Source organism: Streptomyces sp. NPDC016851 (assembly GCF_055562795.1).
Map to the genome: position 1 here is coordinate 1 of NZ_JBVHEP010000023.1, position 16,522 is coordinate 16,522.

At 72.4% G+C, this 16,522-nt stretch carries 14 protein-coding genes and 2 pseudogenes; 14 read left to right on the plus strand and 2 right to left on the minus strand.

Going from position 1 to position 16,522, the window contains the following annotated elements; genetic code table 11:
- From ACZ3I3_RS30640 to ACZ3I3_RS30660, 5 genes are all read left to right on the plus strand, one after another.
- A partial coding sequence (locus tag ACZ3I3_RS30640) for a hypothetical protein (RefSeq protein WP_467370381.1) occupies positions 1 to 203 on the plus strand: 203 nt, incomplete at its 5' end.
- A complete protein-coding gene (treS, locus tag ACZ3I3_RS30645) occupies positions 200 to 1,918 on the plus strand; it encodes a maltose alpha-D-glucosyltransferase (RefSeq protein ID WP_467370383.1) in 1,719 nt (572 codons plus the stop codon). The genes ACZ3I3_RS30640 and treS, both read left to right, overlap by 4 nt.
- Before the next feature lie 28 nt (positions 1,919 to 1,946).
- Positions 1,947 to 3,317, plus strand: coding sequence for a maltokinase N-terminal cap-like domain-containing protein (locus ACZ3I3_RS30650; protein WP_467370385.1), 1,371 nt, complete (start codon positions 1,947 to 1,949; stop codon positions 3,315 to 3,317).
- Between the two features lie 3 nt (positions 3,318 to 3,320).
- The gene (glgB, locus tag ACZ3I3_RS30655) at positions 3,321 to 5,528 is read left to right on the plus strand and encodes a 1,4-alpha-glucan branching enzyme (RefSeq protein WP_467370386.1); all 2,208 of its coding nucleotides are present in this window, start codon (positions 3,321 to 3,323) and stop codon (positions 5,526 to 5,528) included.
- Positions 5,529 to 5,641: 113 nt separating this feature from the next.
- On the plus strand, positions 5,642 to 6,730 hold the full coding sequence (locus ACZ3I3_RS30660; protein WP_467370388.1) for a glutamate--cysteine ligase 2: 1,089 nt from the start codon (positions 5,642 to 5,644) through the stop codon (positions 6,728 to 6,730).
- Between the two features lie 45 nt (positions 6,731 to 6,775).
- On the opposite strand, the gene ACZ3I3_RS30665 is transcribed toward ACZ3I3_RS30660, so the two are convergent.
- Entirely contained in the window at positions 6,776 to 7,009 is a 234-nt protein-coding gene (locus ACZ3I3_RS30665; RefSeq protein WP_356927297.1) for a DUF6480 family protein, read from the minus strand.
- Between the two features lie 149 nt (positions 7,010 to 7,158).
- Between ACZ3I3_RS30665 and ACZ3I3_RS30670 the strand changes: the two genes are divergently transcribed.
- Both ACZ3I3_RS30670 and ACZ3I3_RS30675 read left to right on the plus strand, forming a co-directional pair.
- The gene (locus ACZ3I3_RS30670) at positions 7,159 to 9,057 is read left to right on the plus strand and encodes an AMP-dependent synthetase/ligase (RefSeq protein ID WP_467370390.1); all 1,899 of its coding nucleotides are present in this window, start codon (positions 7,159 to 7,161) and stop codon (positions 9,055 to 9,057) included.
- Positions 9,058 to 9,173: 116 nt separating this feature from the next.
- The gene (locus ACZ3I3_RS30675; RefSeq protein ID WP_010033269.1) at positions 9,174 to 9,608 is read left to right on the plus strand and encodes an ATP-binding protein; all 435 of its coding nucleotides are present in this window, start codon (positions 9,174 to 9,176) and stop codon (positions 9,606 to 9,608) included.
- 218 nt (positions 9,609 to 9,826) lie between these two features.
- On the opposite strand, the gene ACZ3I3_RS30680 is transcribed toward ACZ3I3_RS30675, so the two are convergent.
- Complete coding sequence (locus ACZ3I3_RS30680) at positions 9,827 to 10,198, minus strand: PRC-barrel domain containing protein (protein ID WP_467370392.1); 372 nt, start codon at positions 10,196 to 10,198, stop codon at positions 9,827 to 9,829.
- A gap of 338 nt (positions 10,199 to 10,536) precedes the next feature.
- Between ACZ3I3_RS30680 and ACZ3I3_RS30685 the strand changes: the two genes are divergently transcribed.
- The 7 genes and pseudogenes from ACZ3I3_RS30685 (at position 10,537) to ACZ3I3_RS30715 (ending at position 16,438) form a co-directional block, all read left to right on the plus strand.
- Positions 10,537 to 10,938 carry an STAS domain-containing protein gene (locus ACZ3I3_RS30685; RefSeq protein ID WP_467370394.1) on the plus strand — a complete coding sequence of 134 codons (402 nt, stop codon included), beginning with the start codon at positions 10,537 to 10,539 and terminating at the stop codon, positions 10,936 to 10,938.
- Between the two features lie 266 nt (positions 10,939 to 11,204).
- Positions 11,205 to 12,092, plus strand: a complete 888-nt coding sequence (locus ACZ3I3_RS30690) for an STAS domain-containing protein (RefSeq protein ID WP_467370396.1) — start codon at positions 11,205 to 11,207, stop codon at positions 12,090 to 12,092.
- Positions 12,089 to 12,508 (plus strand): STAS domain-containing protein, encoded by a 420-nt coding sequence (locus ACZ3I3_RS30695; protein WP_086558899.1) that lies wholly within the window; start codon positions 12,089 to 12,091, stop codon positions 12,506 to 12,508. The genes ACZ3I3_RS30690 and ACZ3I3_RS30695 overlap by 4 nt, the downstream gene beginning before the upstream one ends.
- Positions 12,508 to 12,948 carry an anti-sigma regulatory factor gene (locus ACZ3I3_RS30700; protein ID WP_467370585.1) on the plus strand — a complete coding sequence of 147 codons (441 nt, stop codon included), beginning with the start codon at positions 12,508 to 12,510 and terminating at the stop codon, positions 12,946 to 12,948. Before ACZ3I3_RS30695 ends, ACZ3I3_RS30700 begins: the two co-directional genes overlap by 1 nt.
- A pseudogene (locus ACZ3I3_RS30705) lies at positions 12,948 to 13,292 on the plus strand (ATP-binding protein); the annotation flags it as partial. The gene ACZ3I3_RS30700 and the pseudogene ACZ3I3_RS30705, both read left to right, overlap by 1 nt.
- Positions 13,293 to 14,054: 762 nt before the next feature.
- A pseudogene (locus ACZ3I3_RS30710) lies at positions 14,055 to 14,711 on the plus strand (PP2C family protein-serine/threonine phosphatase); the annotation flags it as partial.
- On the plus strand, positions 14,708 to 16,438 hold the full coding sequence (locus ACZ3I3_RS30715) for a PP2C family protein-serine/threonine phosphatase (RefSeq protein ID WP_467370399.1): 1,731 nt from the start codon (positions 14,708 to 14,710) through the stop codon (positions 16,436 to 16,438). The pseudogene ACZ3I3_RS30710 and the gene ACZ3I3_RS30715, both read left to right, overlap by 4 nt.
- Positions 16,439 to 16,522: the final 84 nt, after the last annotated feature.

Here is a 16,522-nt window from a genome sequence, read left to right on the forward strand (position 1 = left end):
AGGCCACGGTCTCGTTGGACATGCCGCAACTCGGCCTGGACTGGCACGAGTCGGTGCCGGTGCGCGACGAGCTCACCGGCGAGACCTACCACTGGAGCAGGAACAACTACGTGCGTCTGGAGCCGGGGCGGGCCCCCGCGCACGTCTTCCACGTCCAGTCGCCGCCCGCCGCGCAAGGGAACGGAGGGGCAGAAACGTCATGACCGTGAACGAGCCCGTGCTGGACACCTTCGAGGACACTCCTGTCAGGGACCGGGACCCGGAGTGGTTCAAGCGCGCCGTCTTCTACGAGGTACTCGTCCGCTCGTTCCAGGACAGCGACGGCGACGGCATCGGTGACCTGAGGGGCCTGACCTCGAAGCTCGACTACCTCCAGTGGCTCGGCGTCGACTGCCTGTGGCTGCCCCCGTTCTTCAAGTCGCCCTTGCGCGACGGCGGCTACGACGTCTCGGACTACACCGCCGTGCTGCCGGAGTTCGGTGACCTGGCCGACTTCGTGGAGTTCGTCGACGCCGCCCACCAGCGCGGCATGCGCGTGATCATCGACTTCGTCATGAACCACACCAGCGACCAGCACCCGTGGTTCCAGGAGTCGAGAAAGGACCCCGACGGGCCCTACGGCGACTACTACGTGTGGGCCGACGACGACAAGGGCTATCCGGATGCCCGGATCATCTTCGTCGACACCGAGACGTCGAACTGGACGTTCGACCCGGTGCGCGGCCAGTACTTCTTCCACCGCTTCTTCTCGCACCAGCCGGACCTCAACTACGAGAACCCGCGCGTCCAGGAGGAGATCCTGGCCGCGCTGAAGTTCTGGCTGGACCTGGGCATCGACGGCTTCCGGCTGGACGCGGTGCCGTACCTGTACGCGGCCGAGGACACCAACTGCGAGAACCTCCCGGCCACCCACGCGTTCCTCAAGCGCGTCCGCCGCGAGATCGACACGCAGTACCCGGACACGGTGCTGCTCGCCGAGGCCAACCAGTGGCCCGAGGACGTCGTCGACTACTTCGGCGACTACGCGGCCGGCGGCGACGAGTGCCACATGGCGTTCCACTTCCCGGTCATGCCGCGCATCTTCATGGCGGTGCGGCGCGAGTCCCGCTACCCCGTCTCCGAGATCCTGGCCAAGACCCCGGCCATCCCCTCGGGCTGCCAGTGGGGCATGTTCCTGCGCAACCACGACGAGCTGACGCTCGAGATGGTCACCGACGAAGAGCGCGACTACATGTGGGCCGAGTACGCCAAGGACCCGCGGATGCGCGCCAACATCGGCATCCGCAGGCGTCTGGCTCCCCTGCTGGACAACGACCGGCACACCATCGAGCTGTTCACCGCGCTGCTGCTGGCCCTGCCCGGTTCGCCGATCCTGTACTACGGCGACGAGATCGGCATGGGCGACAACATCTGGCTCGGCGACCGCGACGCCGTGCGCACACCGATGCAGTGGACCCCGGACCGCAACGCCGGGTTCTCCACCTGCGACCCCGGCCGCCTCTACCTGCCGGCGATCATGGACCCGGTCTACGGGCACCAGGTCACCAACGTCGAGGCGTCGATGTCGTCGCCGTCGTCGCTGCTGCACTGGACCCGCCGCATGATCGAGATCCGCAAGCAGAACCCGGCCTTCGGCCTCGGCTCGTACACCGAGCTGTCCTCCTCCAACCCGGCGGTACTGGCCTTCCTCCGGGAGTACGAGGACGACCTGGTGCTGTGCGTGAACAACTTCGCGCGGTTCGCCCAGCCCACCGAACTCGACCTGCGTGAATTCGCGGGGCGCCATCCGGTGGAGCTGTTCGGCGGGGTCCGTTTCCCCGCGATCGGCGAGCTGCCGTATCTGCTGACTCTCGGGGGCCACGGCTTCTACTGGTTCCGGCTCACTCGAGTCGCATCCCGCATCGGCAGGCGACTGTGAGCACGCGCCGACGAAAGGAGGCGTGACCATGCCGAAGACCGCATCCCTCCGCCCGAGTCTCACGCGCCTGGCCGAGCCCATGGAGTCGCTCGGCGGGCTGCTGCGCGACTGGCTGCCCCGGCAGCGCTGGTTCGCGGGCAAGGACCGGCCCGTGACGGAGCTCGGCCTGCTGTCCATGACCGAGCTGTTCCCGGGCTGTCTGCACCTGCTGGTCCACGCCGGTCACGCCGGTCACACGGGCGTGCCGTCCCCGGGCGGCGCTCCCCCGGCCGGCGACTGCTACCAGCTCCTGCTCGGCGTACGGGATCATCCCGCGCCACGTCTCGGGCGTGCGCTCATCGGGCAGGTGCAGGACGGGCCGCTGGCCGGTCTGACGGTCTACGACGCGCTGCACGACCCCCGTTCGGCCCAGCTGCTCCTGGACCGGCTGCGGCACCCCGGCACCGCCGGCCCCCTGCGCTTCGACTGCGACCCGGACCAGCAGGTGCCCGGCGGACTGGTGCCGCGGCTGCTGGACGCCGAGCAGTCCAACTCCTCGCTGGTGTACGGCGACGAATACATCCTGAAGGTCTTCCGTCGCATCCAGCCGGGCGTCAACCCGGACCTGGAGGTGCCGGGGGCGCTGGCCAGGCAGGGCTGTCACCGCGTGCCCGCACCCGTGGCCTGGTTCCAGACGAAGCATCCGTTCAAGGCCACCCTCGGCGTGCTCCAGCCGTATCTGCGGGACGCCTCCGACGGCTGGACGCTGGCGCTGCACGCCCTGGCCGCCGGGGACGACTTCACGGCCCAGGCGCGGGCACTGGGCGCGGCCACGGCGGAGGTGCACCTCGCCCTGGCCTCGGCCTTCCCGGTCGGCGAGCCCGGGGAGAACGGGCACACGGCAACCGCGATGTCCGAGCGGCTGGCCGCAGCCGCGCACTGCGTGCCCGCGCTCCAGCCGTACGTGCCGGGCCTGCGGGCCGCGTTCGCCGCCCTCGCCACCTGCGACGCCGGGCCGCCCGCCCAGCGCATCCACGGCGACCTGCACCTGGGGCAGGTGCTGCGGGCCGGGCGCGAGTGGTTCGTCATCGACTTCGAGGGCGAGCCGTCCCGGCCGCTCTCCGAACGGCGCAGCGCCCACTCCCCCGTGCGGGACATCGCCGGGATGCTGCGCTCCTTCGACTACGCCGCCCGGCAGCGCCGCCCCTGGCGCCCGGAGTGGGCGCGACGCTGCCGTGAGGCCTACTGCGCGGGCTATGCCGCCCGTGCCGGCTGGGACCCGCGGAAGAAGCACGGACTGCTCCGGGCCTACGAGACGGACCGGGCCGTGTACGAGGTGCTGTACGAGGCACGGCACCGCCCCGACTGGCTGCCTGTACCGATGGCGGCGATCGAGCGCCTCGCTGTGAGAGGAGACTGAGCCGTGGCCCTGCGCGACACCTCAATCCCGGAGCCTTCCGGCCCGGTCCCGGGCGCGACCGCGCCCGCCCTGAGCCCCGAGGACCGCGGGCGCCTGCTGGCGGGCGCCCACCACGATCCGCACGCGCTGCTCGGCGCCCACCCGGTCCCCGACGGGATCGCGTTCCGGACGCTGCGCCCCTTCGCCCGCTCGGTGAGCGTGGTGACCGGCGGCAGGCGCACCCCGCTCGTCTCCGAGGGCGACGGCCTGTTCTCCGGCGTGCTGCCGCTGACGGAGATCCCCGCGTACACGCTGCACGTGGCGTACGAGGGCGATGAGCAGGAGGTGCACGACCCGTACCGGTTCCTGCCCGCGCTCGGCGAGCTCGACCTGCACCTGATCCGCGAGGGCCGGCACGAGCAACTGTGGCAGGCGCTCGGCGCGCAGCCCATGACCCACGAGGGCGTGACCGGCACCCGGTTCACGGTGTGGGCCCCGAACGCGCAGGGCGTGCGGGTCGCCACGGACTTCACCTACTGGGACGGGACGCAGTTCCCGATGCGCTCGCTCGGCGCGTCCGGCGTGTGGGAGCTGTTCCTGCCGGGCGTCGGCGAGGGCACGGCGTACAAGTTCGAGATCACCTCCCGGTACGGCCACCGCTTCCTCAAGGCGGACCCGATGGCCCGCCGCACCGAGGAGCCGCCCAACACGGCGTCGATCGTGACGGCCTCGCACTACGAGTGGGGCGACGCCCAGTGGATGGCGCACCGGGCGGACACGCCGGTGCACGAGGCGCCGCTCTCGGTGTACGAGGTGCACCTGCCGTCCTGGCGGCCGGGTCTCGACTACCGGCAGCTCGCCGAGGAACTCCCGAAGTACGTCAAGGACCTCGGGTTCACGCACGTGGAGCTGATGCCGGTCGCCGAGCACCCCTTCCACGGCTCCTGGGGCTACCAGGTCACCGGCTTCTACGCGCCGACCGCGCGGCTCGGGAGCCCGGACGACTTCCGGTACTTCGTCGACGCCTGCCACCGGGCGGGCATCGGCGTGATCATGGACTGGGTGCCGGCGCACTTCCCGAAGGACGACTGGGCGCTGGCCCGGTTCGACGGGGATCCGCTGTACGAGCCCGGGGACGGGCGGCGCGCCGAACACCCGGACTGGGGCACGTACGAGTTCGACTTCGCCCGCACCGAGGTGCGCAACTTCCTCGTGGCGAACGCGGTGTACTGGTGCGAGGAGTTCCACATCGACGGGCTGCGCGTCGACGCGGTCGCCTCGATGCTCTACCTGGACTACTCGCGCGAGGACGGCCAGTGGGAGCCCAACGCCTACGGCGGCCGGGAGGACCTGGCGGCCATGGCGTTCCTCCAGGAGATGAACGCGACCGTGTACCGGCGCGCCCCGGGCGTGGTGACGATCGCGGAGGAGTCCACCGCCTGGGGCGGGGTGACCAAGCCCACCGACACCGGCGGGCTCGGATTCGGGCTCAAGTGGAACATGGGCTGGATGCACGACTCGCTGGAGTACCTGTCCCACGAGCCGGTGCACCGCAAGTACCACCACCACGAGATGACCTTCTCGATGGTGTACGCCTACAGCGAGAACTACGTCCTGCCGATCTCCCACGACGAGGTCGTGCACGGCAAGCAGGCACTGGTGTCGAAGGCGCCGGGCGACTGGTGGCAGCGGCGCGCGAACGTCCGCGCCTACCTCGGCTTCATGTGGAGCCACCCCGGCAAGCAGCTGCTGTTCATGGGGCAGGAGTTCGCGCAGGGCGCCGAGTGGTCGGTGGAGCAGGGGCCGGAGTGGTGGCTGCTCGACGACGGCTACCACTCCGCGGGTGACCACCGGGGCGTGCGTGATCTGGTCCGTGACCTGAACAGGGCGTACCTGGCGACGCCGGCGCTGTGGCAGTGCGACACCCGCCCGGAGGGCTTCCGCTGGGTGGCGGTGGACTCGGCCGACGACAACGTCTTCGCGTTCCTGCGGTACGACGCGCAGGGCGGGGCGCTGCTGGCGGTGTCGAACTTCTCCCCGGTCGTCCGGCACGACTACGGCCTCTGGGTCCCGGGTGACGCCGTCGCCTGGCAGGAGATCCTCAACACGGACGACCCGCACTACGGCGGCAGCGGCGTCACCCATCCGGATCCGGTCAAGCCGGAGGACGGCTGTGTCCGGATCACGCTGCCGCCGCTGGCCACGGTGTGGCTGACGCCGTTCGCTCCGTGAGGTCCCGCGGCCGCACCAGGTGTCCGACCGGCCTGTGAGGGGCACTGGGTGTCGTACCACCGGGAACACCCGGTGGTCGACGCGGCAGGGTCAGGGGAAGGGCGGGCATCAGGGTGCGCACCGTCGGAGTGGAGGAGGAACTCCTCCTGGTCGATCCGGAGACCGGGGAACCGCGGGCGATGTCCGCCGCGGTGCTCGCCCGGGCCGCGCAGGACGACGCGGACCAGGACGTCTTCGAGAAGGAACTCCACGAGCAGATGCTGGAGTTCGCCACCCATCCGCAGTCGTCCATGGAGAGTCTGCGCGCGGAGATCGTCCGCTGCCGCAAGGAGGCGGCCCGGCACGCCGGGGAGATCGGCTGCACGGTCGCGGCCCTCGCCACGTCCCCGCTGCCGGTCAGTCCCGCGATCGGTGTCAACCGCCGCTACCAGTGGATGGCCGACCAGTACGGCATCGCCACCCGGGAGCAGCTCGTCCTGGGCTGCCATGTGCACGTGTCCGTCGAGTCCGACGAGGAGGGCGTCGCGGTCATCGACCGGGTGCGGCCCTGGCTCCAGGTGCTGACGGCGCTCAGCGCGAACTCGCCGTTCTGGCAGGGCAAGGACACGGGGTACAGCAGCTACCGCAGCCGGGTGTGGCTGCGCTGGCCGTCGGCGGGCCCGACCGAGATCTTCGGCTCGGCCGAGCGGTACCACCGGCTGATCGCGGACATGGTGGCCACCGGCGCGCTCCTCGACGACGGGATGATCTACTTCGACGCGCGGCTGTCCCAGCGGTATCCGACGGTGGAGGTCCGGGTGTCGGACGTCTGTCTGCACTCCGGCACGGCCGCGCTGGTCGCCACGCTCGTCCGCGGACTGGTCGAGACCGCCGCCCGCGAGTGGCGGGCCGGCCGGGAACCGCTCGGCCACAGTGTCAGCCTGCTGCGGCTGGCCGACTGGATGGCCGCCCGGTCCGGTCTCTCGGGCGAGCTGCTGCACCCCGCCACCATGCGGCGCCTGCCCGCCGAGGCGGTCGTGCGTGCCCTGCTGGACCACGTCGAGGAGGCCCTCGCGGACACCGGTGACCTGGAGCGGGCCCGGGCCGCCTGCGAGGAGCTGCTGCGGGACGGCAACGGCGCACAGGTGCAGCGCGCGCTGATGGAGCGCACGGGGAGCCTGCGGGACGTCGTCACCGGGTGCGTGCGGCACACACAGGCGTGAGGCGTCCCGCGTGCTGCGGGAGACCGGCTCCCAACCGGCCGGACCTCAGATGATCAGGGCGAGGGCGTAGGCCAGGAAGAACGCCGCGATCAGCACCACCAGGACGATGATCACGGCCATCGGTGCCTTGGCCCAGCCCTTGGGCGGGTTGTGCGTCTCCCGGGGCCCCGCCTCGGGCAGGCTGCTCTCCGCCGGCGGGGTCTCGCCCGGCGGTACGCCGCCGCCCGGTTCCAGGCCGGAGCTGCGTTCGGGTTCGGGATCGGGACTGATGTGACTCATGCCGTCCGGGTCCCCCGATCACGCCGAGATCATCAGCGGGACGACTTCCGTATTTCCCGACCCCTGAGGGCCCCGGCTCGACTACATTCGAGCCCCGCCGATGACGCTACCCGTCGGCAACGTCACACCCCGTACTCGTCAGGAGCAGCATGCGCGACCTCGCCCTCGCTCCCCCGGCCGTCTCGCCCCTGACCGGCGGGCTCGCCGACAGCGTCTTCGAGACCGCGGACCGCGAACCCACCAGGCCGGTGCTCGCCCGCCGCGCCGACCCGGCCGCCGCGTCCTGGGAGGAGGTGACGGCGATCGAGCTGCGCGACCAGGTGGTGGACATCGCCAAGGGTCTGATCGCCTCCGGGATAGCGCCGGGGCACCGCGTGGCGATCATGGCGCGCACCCGGTACGAGTGGACGGTCCTGTGCTACGCGCTGTGGGCCGTGGGTGCCGAGGTCGTCCCGGTCTACCCGACGTCGTCGCGCGACCAGGTCGAGTGGATCCTGCGGGACGCCGGCTGTGTGGCCGTGGTCGTGGAGGACGAGCAGGGCGTCATGACCGTCGGCTCGGTGTGCGCGTCGCTGCCGCTGCTGCGCCACGTCTGGCAGCTGGACGCGGACGCGCTGGAGGACCTGGCGGCACGCGGGGAGTTCGTACCGCTGGCCACGGTGGACTCGATGCGCCGCATCGTGCTGCCGGACTCCACGGCCGTCATCGCCTACACCTCCGGCACCTCCGGCCACGCCATGGGCTGCGCCCTCAGCCACCGCAACCTCGCCGCCCCGTGCGACACGCTGCTGGCGGGCTGGGGGCACACGGCGGCGCCGCGCGGGGAGCAGGGCTCCGTGCTGGCGTTCCTGCCCTTCTCCCACGTGTACGGGCTGATGATCCAGGGCCTGTGCGTGCGCGGCGGACTGCTCATGGGCCACCAGGCCGAGCTGGGCGGGGAGGCACTGGCATCGGCGCTGCGCTCCTTCAGGCCCACGTACTTCTACGCGGTCCCGTCGGTCTTCGAGAAGATCTACAAGAACTTCCTGCGCACGGCCCAGCAGGGCGGCCACGGCGGTCTGTTCGAGCGGGCCGCCGAGACGGCGCGGGACTTCGCCGCGGCCCTGGAACGCCAGCGGCTGGGCCGGGGCCGCGGCCCCGCTTTCGATCTGCGGCTCCAGCACGCCCTGTACGAGCGCACGGTGTACCGCAGGCTGCGGGCCGCGCTGGGCGGCCGCGTGCGGCGGGCGACCTCGGGCGGCTCGCCCCTCAGCCGCGACCTGTCGCTCTTCTACGAGGGCATCGGCATCTACGTGCACGACGGGTACGGCCTGACGGAGACCGGCGGCGGGGTGACGATGCAGCCGCTGGGCCGGGAGAAGTCCGGGACCGTCGGGCAGGCCCTGCCGGGCACCGAGATCCGGGTGGCCGAGGACGGGGAGATCCTGGTGCGCGGCCCGTCGGTCTTCCAGGGATACGTGGGCGACGAGGCCGCCACCCGGGCCGCGCTGCGCGGCGGCTGGCTGGCCACCGGGGACCTCGGGCAGCTGGACTCGGAGGGCTATCTGACGATCACCGGCCGCAAGAAGGACATCATCGTCACCAGCAGCGGCAAGAGCGTCGCCCCGGCCGCCCTGGAGCAGCGGCTGCGGATGCACCCGCTCATCCACCAGGCGGTGGTCGTGGGCGACAACCAGCCCTGTGTCGGCGCCCTGATCACGCTGGACCCGGAGTTCCTGGCGCACTGGCGGGCGGCACTGGCGCTGCAGGGCGAGATGCGCGAGGCGCGGGAGGAGAACGCGCTGCGGGAGGAGGTGGCACGTGCCGTCGCCGCGGCCAACAGCTCCGTGTCACGGCAGGAGTCGATCCGGGTGTTCCGGGTGCTGCCGGAGCCGTTCGACGTGACCAACGGGCTGCTGACGCCCTCGATGAAGCTGCGCCGGGACGAGATCGTGCGGCACTACGCGTCCGAGATCGACGCGATGTACCAGTCACGCAGGCGTCCCGGGCGCCCGCTCACCGGGGACGAGGCCTCGCACTGGGACGACTCGGACAGCGTGTTCCGCTGAGCACGGAGCCGGACGCGTAGGCCTCGCCCCCTCGGGAACACGCAACAGTGGCGACGCATGAGAAAGGACGACAGCCCTGACGACAGCCCTTGCTGACGCCGGGCCGGAAAGGCGATATGTCAACCGAGCCGCGTGGGGATGACGCACTGACCTCCGAGGAGATTCCGAGCCGCACGAACAGCTTCGTGGGCGAGCCGCACGACGTCACGGGAGCGCGGCTGGCCGCGGAGGAGTTCCTGCGTGATCTGTCACGCTCCTCGCCGCCCTCTGCCCCCGAGTACTGGGACGACATCCTGTTGGTGGTGACGGAACTGGCCGCCAACGCGGTGCAGTACGCCCCGGGCCCGTTCGCGCTGCGGATGCGCCGGACCTTCGACGGGGTGCATGTGGTCCTGCACGACACCAGCTCCACGGAGCCGGCCCCGCGCCCCTTCGATCCGCGCAGCGGGGGCGGCGGCATCGGCTGGCATCTGATCCACACCTTGTGCGACCAGGTCAGCGTCGTGAGCGACGAGCGCGGCAAGGACGTGCACGTCTTCCTGCCCTGGTGAGCCGGGCGTGTCACGGGCGCGGCACGCCCGTGACCGGCTCCGGGTAGGGCCTGTTGCGAAAGTGACGTCGTCGCCCGGAGGGCGGCCGCGCGGCGTCCGGTGCGTGCTCTCGGCGTGCCGGCCGGAAGTCCTCGTACTGGGCGTACTCGGGCTTTCGGCCGGGGCGCCGAGAGTGCGTGCCGGGCGTCGCGCGGCAGGCGGCACTTTCGCAACAGGCCCTAGGCCGAGGCCGTCGTGCGGGGCGGCAGCCTGTCGTAGTAGTCGCCGACGGTCGTGAGGTAACCCGGGTCCCGGGTCTCGCTGTCGGTCTGGAAGCGGGGCGCCGCCTTGGCGTCTCCCCTGGTGCAGGCCAGTGTGATCTTCCGGCCCTGCGGGTCGATGCCGGTGACGACTCCGGCCGGCACCAGGACGCTGCGGCCGAACACCCACACGCCGGTGTCGACGACCAGGTGCCGCATGCCGTGCGGGGCGTCCTCCCGGTCCACGTGCCCGATCGTGCCGTCGGTCGCGGCGACGGTGAAACCGGTCAGGTCCTGCCCCTCGACGTGACCGCTGTCCGGCGCGTACGACCAGATTCTGTCGATGGCCACGCTGCTCCATCCTCCCTGACGGTGTGCGGATCGCGGAGTCCGGCCGACGGTTCCCGCCCGACCGCTCCACAGCAGCAACTACCCTCCTGCCGCAAGCGCATTCGGCGCACACACGTGCCACCGTACGCCGTCGGCGGCGGGCTTCGCCAAGGTTCGCCGGCGGGGGCATGGGAGGCGGTTTCCGGGGTAATCGCGGGGCGCGGTGAAAACGGAGCCCGGTGGCGAAGGGAGGCAGATGAAAAACCGCAGCAGAGCCCGCACCAGAACCGGCATCGCCCCGCACCGCGGTCATCCGCAGAGGTGACCCGCCCAGGCCGTAGCACTTGTTGGAGGTACCCGTGCCCCTCGCCCAGAACCCGCTGTCCGTGGAAGTCGAACTGCCCCGGGAGGACGTGGCCCTGATCACGGTCGACGGCTACCTGGACGTCGACACCGCGACCGAGTTCCAGGCCCATCTGGCCAACCAACTCCACCACGGCCGACGGCACTTCCTGCTCGACCTGTCGTCCGTCCCCTTCATGGACTCATCCGGGATGAACATCATCCTGCGGGTGTACCAGGAGACCCGCAGGACCGCCGGCAGCGTGCACGTCATCAACCCGACGCCGGCCGTGCGGCGCGTCCTCGACCTGACCGGCGTCAGCATCACGGTGCCGATATCCGAGAACGTCGACGAGGCTCTGACCCGCGCCGACGAGGTGCCGGACACCCCCGAGGAGCCGGGGGCGCAGAGCGCCTGACGGGCCGGGTGGCCCCTCGGGGCACGCCGTCGGCGGGACCGGCGGCCCGGTACCCTCGTCCGCCCTGCCCGGACGGCCGTTCGTCCTGTGCGCGCCGGTGACGGCGCCGGTCAAGTGCCGTTCCTCCGGACCGGATCGGTTGCGCCGGATCCGGTGTCGTACGAGGTCGGCGCATGGTTAGAGTTGTCGCCCGGCAAGTGTCACAGCACCGTCCCGTTGCCTTGAGGCGGGCTCGGTCGACGCAACGCGGATGAGGAGAGAACCAGGTGCCGGAGCACGAAGCGGACGGACAGCTCGCCACGCCGACACACGAGGTCAGGGACTTCCTGCACCGCAGGCGTGAGCAGATCGCCCAGCGGTGGGCGGACGAGCCCTTGTTCCGCACCGTGTTCACCGTCTCGCGTGACGAGGCGGTGGAGGCGAGCAAGGTCGTCGTGGACGCGCTGGCCCAGGTGGCCGACTCGGATCAGGTGGAGGACCCGGACGCCGCGGGATTCAGCGGCGTGCGTGAGCAGCTGGCCCGGATGGGGGCGGCCCGCTCGCGTGCCGGGCTGTCGAACACCCAGGTCGCCACCGAGCTGGCCGCCCTGCGGCCCCCCGTGGAGAACCTGCTGGCCGCCGATCTGGAGCAGGCGCCGCCCGAGCATCTGAGGGCGTGTTCGACGGTGCTGACGGTGCTGATGGGCACCCTGCGGCTGGTGGCCATGCAGACGGCGCTGAGCGAGTGGCAGGCGCTCAGCGACCGGCAGCGGCTCCAGCTGATGGAGGTGGCGACGCCCGTCATCCGGCTGTGGGACGGCGTCGTGGCCGTGCCGCTGATCGGGACGCTGGACAGTGCCCGCAGCCAGGTGGTGATGGAGACGCTGCTGAACGCCGTCGTCGACCAGCACGCCCGGTTCGCGATCCTCGACATCACCGGGGTGCCGACGGTGGACTCGCTGGTGGCGCAGCACCTGATGAAGACGGTCGCCGCGGCGCGTCTGATGGGCGCCCAGTGCATCGTCTCGGGCATCCGCCCCGCCATCGCGCAGACCATCGTCCATCTCGGGCTGGACCTGGACGTGATCACTCGCGCCAGCCTTTCCGACGCGCTGCGGTACGCGCTGCACGAGCTCGGCGCGGACATCGTGAACCCGGGTGCGGGTCAGCGGTGAGCGACGCGTACTCCCGTCCCGTCCCGGGCCACGTACCGGTTCTCCGGCTCGGTGACGTCCTGCTGGTCACGCTCCAGGGGGACCTGCACGACAGCACGGCACAGCAGCTCCAGCAGGATCTCGCGGAGACCATCTCCCGTACCGGGGTGCGCGGGGTCCTCATCGACATCTCCGGCGTGGAGATCGTCGACTCCTTCCTCGGCCGGGTGCTGGCCGAGATCGCCGCGCAGGCCAAGCTGCTGGCCGCGCGGACCGTGGTGGCCGGCATGCGCCCGGCGGTCGCCATCACCCTGGCGGAACTGGGCCTGACCCTGCCCGGGCTGAGCACGGCGCTGAGCACCGAGGCGGGCATGGAGCTCCTCACGCAGCAGACCCCGGCGTACCGTCCGGGCGGCCCGCGTCAGGAGAGTCCGTGATGCACACTGCCGCGGGCGTGGAGGCCTGCCTGCCCATCCGGTCGGACATGGACCTGGTGTGGGTGCGACAGCATGTGCGGCAGGCCGCGGCCCGGCTCGGCTTCGGCCTGGTGGAGCAGACCAAGCTGGTCACGGCGGCCAGCGAGCTGGCCCGCAACACCCTCGTGCACGGCGGTGGCGGACAGATGGAGGCGACGCACCTGTGCAGCGGCGGTGCGCAGGGGCTCCGGCTGGCCTTCACCGACGAGGGGCCGGGCATCGCCGACCTGGACCAGGCGCTCAGCGACGGCTACACCTCCGGCGACGGGCTGGGGATGGGCCTGAGCGGCGCCCGGCGCCTGGTACACGACTTCGAGATCGACAGCACGCCGGGCGACGGCACCACCGTGCGGGTGACCTGCTGGGCGGCCCAGCCGCCGCGTCCGCGCGAGGAGGCCTGATGCCGCGCGTGTGGGACGTCCCGGTGCGCGACTCGACGCGGGTGCGCGACGCTCGGGTCGCCGCGGAGAGCGCGGCCGCGCTGGCCGGGCTGGACGAGCGGCGCACCGCGGCCGCCGCGCTGGTGGCGACCGAGCTGGCCACAAATCTGCTCAAGCACGCCGAGGGCGGTCAGGTGCTCATCGACATCGTGACCGCGCCCGCGCTGCGGGAGGACGGTGCGGAGTCCCGGGTCGTGCAGATCACCACGATCGATCACGGACCCGGCATTCCGGACCTGCCCGCGGCCATGAGCGACGGTTTCTCCACGACCAGCTCGCTCGGCGCGGGCCTCGGCACGTGTCAGCGGCTCGCCGACGACTTCGCCCTGCACAGCACGCCCGGCCGCGGCACGGTCGCGGTGGCCCGCGTGGGCGGCACGCCGCGCGGTGGCGGCGGTCCGGCCCTGCGGGCCGGGGCCGGCTTCGTGTCGGACGGCCGGGGTCCGGCGACCGGTACGGCTGTTCCCGGCGCCCCGGCCCGCTCCGAGGTCGGGGCCTTCGCCGGCGGCTGGTGGCCGGGCGCTGCCGCACGGGCTGGCGACGCGCCGGTGGGAGCCGTGGCCTGCGGCACCCTGACGGGGCACGCGGCGGTGCCCGGCGGCGCGGCGGTCTTCCCCGGGCGGGCCGACGGCGAGGCCGGGGACGGCGGCGTGCCCGAGGTCAGTGGCCGGCCCGGGGTCGGCAGCGTGCCCGAGGTCAGTGACCGGCCCGGGGTCGGCAGCGTGCCCGAGGTCAGTGACCGGCCCGGGGTCGGCAGCATGCCCGAGGTCAGTGACCGGCCCGGGGTCGGCAGCATGCCCGGAGACGGCAATATGCCCGCGGACAGCGACCGGCCCGAGGTCAGCCGCGTGCCCGGAGACGGCAGCATGCCCGCGGACAGCGACCGGCCCGAGGTCAGCAGCATGCCCGCGGACGGTGACCGGCCCGAGGTCGGCAGCATGCCCGGAGACAGTCAGGGCCTCAGGGGCAGTCGGGGCAGGGACAGTCGGGGCCTCGGGGATGGTCCCGGCTCCCGGCAGGTCTCGGCCGTTCCGGACGGCGAGGTTCGGGGGGCCGGCGCAAAGGGGCGGGCAGGGCAGCCCGGCCCGTCGGGTGACCGGTCCGTGTCCGTCGCCGGTGTGCGTGCCGGAGGCGTGAACATTCCCTACGGCGGAGCCGAGTACTCGGGTGACGCCTGGGCGTGGGTGCGTTCCGGGGACCGGCTGACGCTGATGCTGGCGGACGGCCTGGGGCACGGCCCGGAGGCGGCCCGGGCCTCGTCCGCCGCGGTCACGGCGCTGCACCGCTGGGCCCACCTCTCCCCCGCCGAGTCACTGCGGCGGCTCCACGACGCCCTCAAGGGCACCCGGGGCGCGGCCGTCGCCCTGGCCCAGCTCGACGTGCGGGCCGGGCGGCTGCGGTTCGCCGGTATCGGCAACGTGGGGGCGCGGCTGCGCGCGGACGGCACCTGGCGTCCGCTGCTGTCGCGGCCCGGCATCGTCGGCGTGCACCGGCCCGGCACCCTCCGCGAGGAGGAGGCCGACTGGGCCGCCGACCGGCTGCTCGTCCTGCACACCGACGGCCTGCCCAGCCGCTGGACGCCGCCGTCCGACGCCGGTCTTTCCGCGGCCGACCCGGCCGTGACGGCCGCCTTGGCCATACGTGACGCGAGCAGTCCCGCCCGTCCGGTGCGGGACGACACCGCCGTGGCCGTGCTGACTCCGACCCCGCCGGAACACCCATGATGCGTACTTGGCAGATCACCACCGTCACCGATGCGGCGCGCGCCCGCATCGCCCTCGCGCGCCTGGCCGCCGCGTACGGTGTGCCCACCGTCGAACGGACGAGGCTGGCCGCCGCTCTCAGCGCCCACCTGCGGCAGTGCCTCACCAAGGGCGGCACCTGGCTGCTCACCCTGGACATGGCCGGGTCCCCCGCCGAGGAGGGGCTGCTGCACGCCGTGGTGACGCCGTCGCCGGACGCGTCGGCCGCCGCCGGGGAGCCGCCCTGGGAGGTCACGGTCCCCTGCCCCGAGACGGCCCGGGCCACGGAGGGCGGCGCCGTCGAGGACGATCCCGCCGCCCTCGCTCAGGCGCTGCTCGGCGCCGACGAGGACACGGCCGTGGTGCTGGACAAGCTCGGCGAGCAGGAGGATCTGGTCGCCTTCCACCGCGAGGAACTGCACCAGACGAACCAGGGCGTCCTGGCGCTGCACGCCGAGCTGGACGCGGCCGGCCGGGCCCAGCGCGAGGCCTTCGCCGCCGAGCGCAGGGCACGCAACGAGGCGGAGAGCGCCCGCCGCAGACTGACGTTCCTCGCGGACGCGAGCGCCGTACTGACGGCCTCGCTCAACCACGAGGAGATCGTGCGCCGGCTGCCGGACCTGCTGGTGCCCGAGTACGCCCGCAGCGTCGACGTCTGGCTGTTCGACCACGAGGACGACAAGCACCGGTCGGCGCCGCATCCGGCCGCCGCCGTGGTCGCGGCCCGGACCGGGCGGCCGCAGTACGCGGCCGACCATCCCGGCGGCCTGCCCGGCGTCGACGACCAGCCGCCGTCCGCGCTGGACCCCACCCGGCCGCTGCTGTGCGTTCCGCTGCCGACGCGCCGGGCCCCGCTGGGCGTGCTGACCCTGTCGCCGCCCGGTGCGCGCTGGGACCCGGACGACGCGGTGATGCTGATCGAGCTCACCCGGCGGGCCAGCATCGCGATCGACAACGCCCGGCGCTTCGAGCACAACCGCGACATCGCCGAGACGCTGCAACGCGCCCTGCTCACGGATCTGCCGGCCACGCCGGGCCTCAGACTCGCCGCGCGCTATCTTCCCGCCACCCACGGGCTGAACATCGGCGGTGACTGGTACGACGCGTTCCCTCAGCGGGACGGCGGTCTCATCACCGTCGTCGGTGACGTGACCGGGCACGGACTGCACGCGGCCGTCATGATGAGCCAGCTGCGCACGGCGCTGCGGGCGTACGCGGTCGACGGTGACAGCCCGGGCCGGCTGCTGACCCGGCTGCACCGGTTCCTGCACCATCTCCAGCCGGATCTGTACGCCACCGCGGTCATCGCCCGGTTCCACCCGGACGAGCCCACCATGACCTGGGCCGCCGCGGGCCATCCGCCGCCGGTGCTGCGGCTGCCCGACGGAACCGTGCGCACCCTCGACGCCAAACCCGGCGCCATGCTGGGCATCCCCCTCACCCAGGAGATCGGCGACCACACGGTGCGCCTGTCGCCGGGCTCGACGCTCGCGCTGTACACGGACGGGCTGGTCGAACGGCGTGCGCAGGGCATAGACCCGGGCATCGAGCGGCTGGCCTCGGCGCTCGGCGATTTCCGCTCGGCGGAGCTGGACGCCGATCTGGAGGGTTCGGCGGACCGGATCCTGCATCCGCTGCTGAGCGATTCCGAGCGCGACGACGACGTGTGTCTGCTGCTGTGTCATCTCCAAGGGGACGCCGCGTCCTGACGGCAGGCCGGCCGGCCGTGTGTGCACGCGTTCTTCACTCCCGCCTGGTGCTTTTCGGCCACGGGGCGGGCATGGTGGTGATCG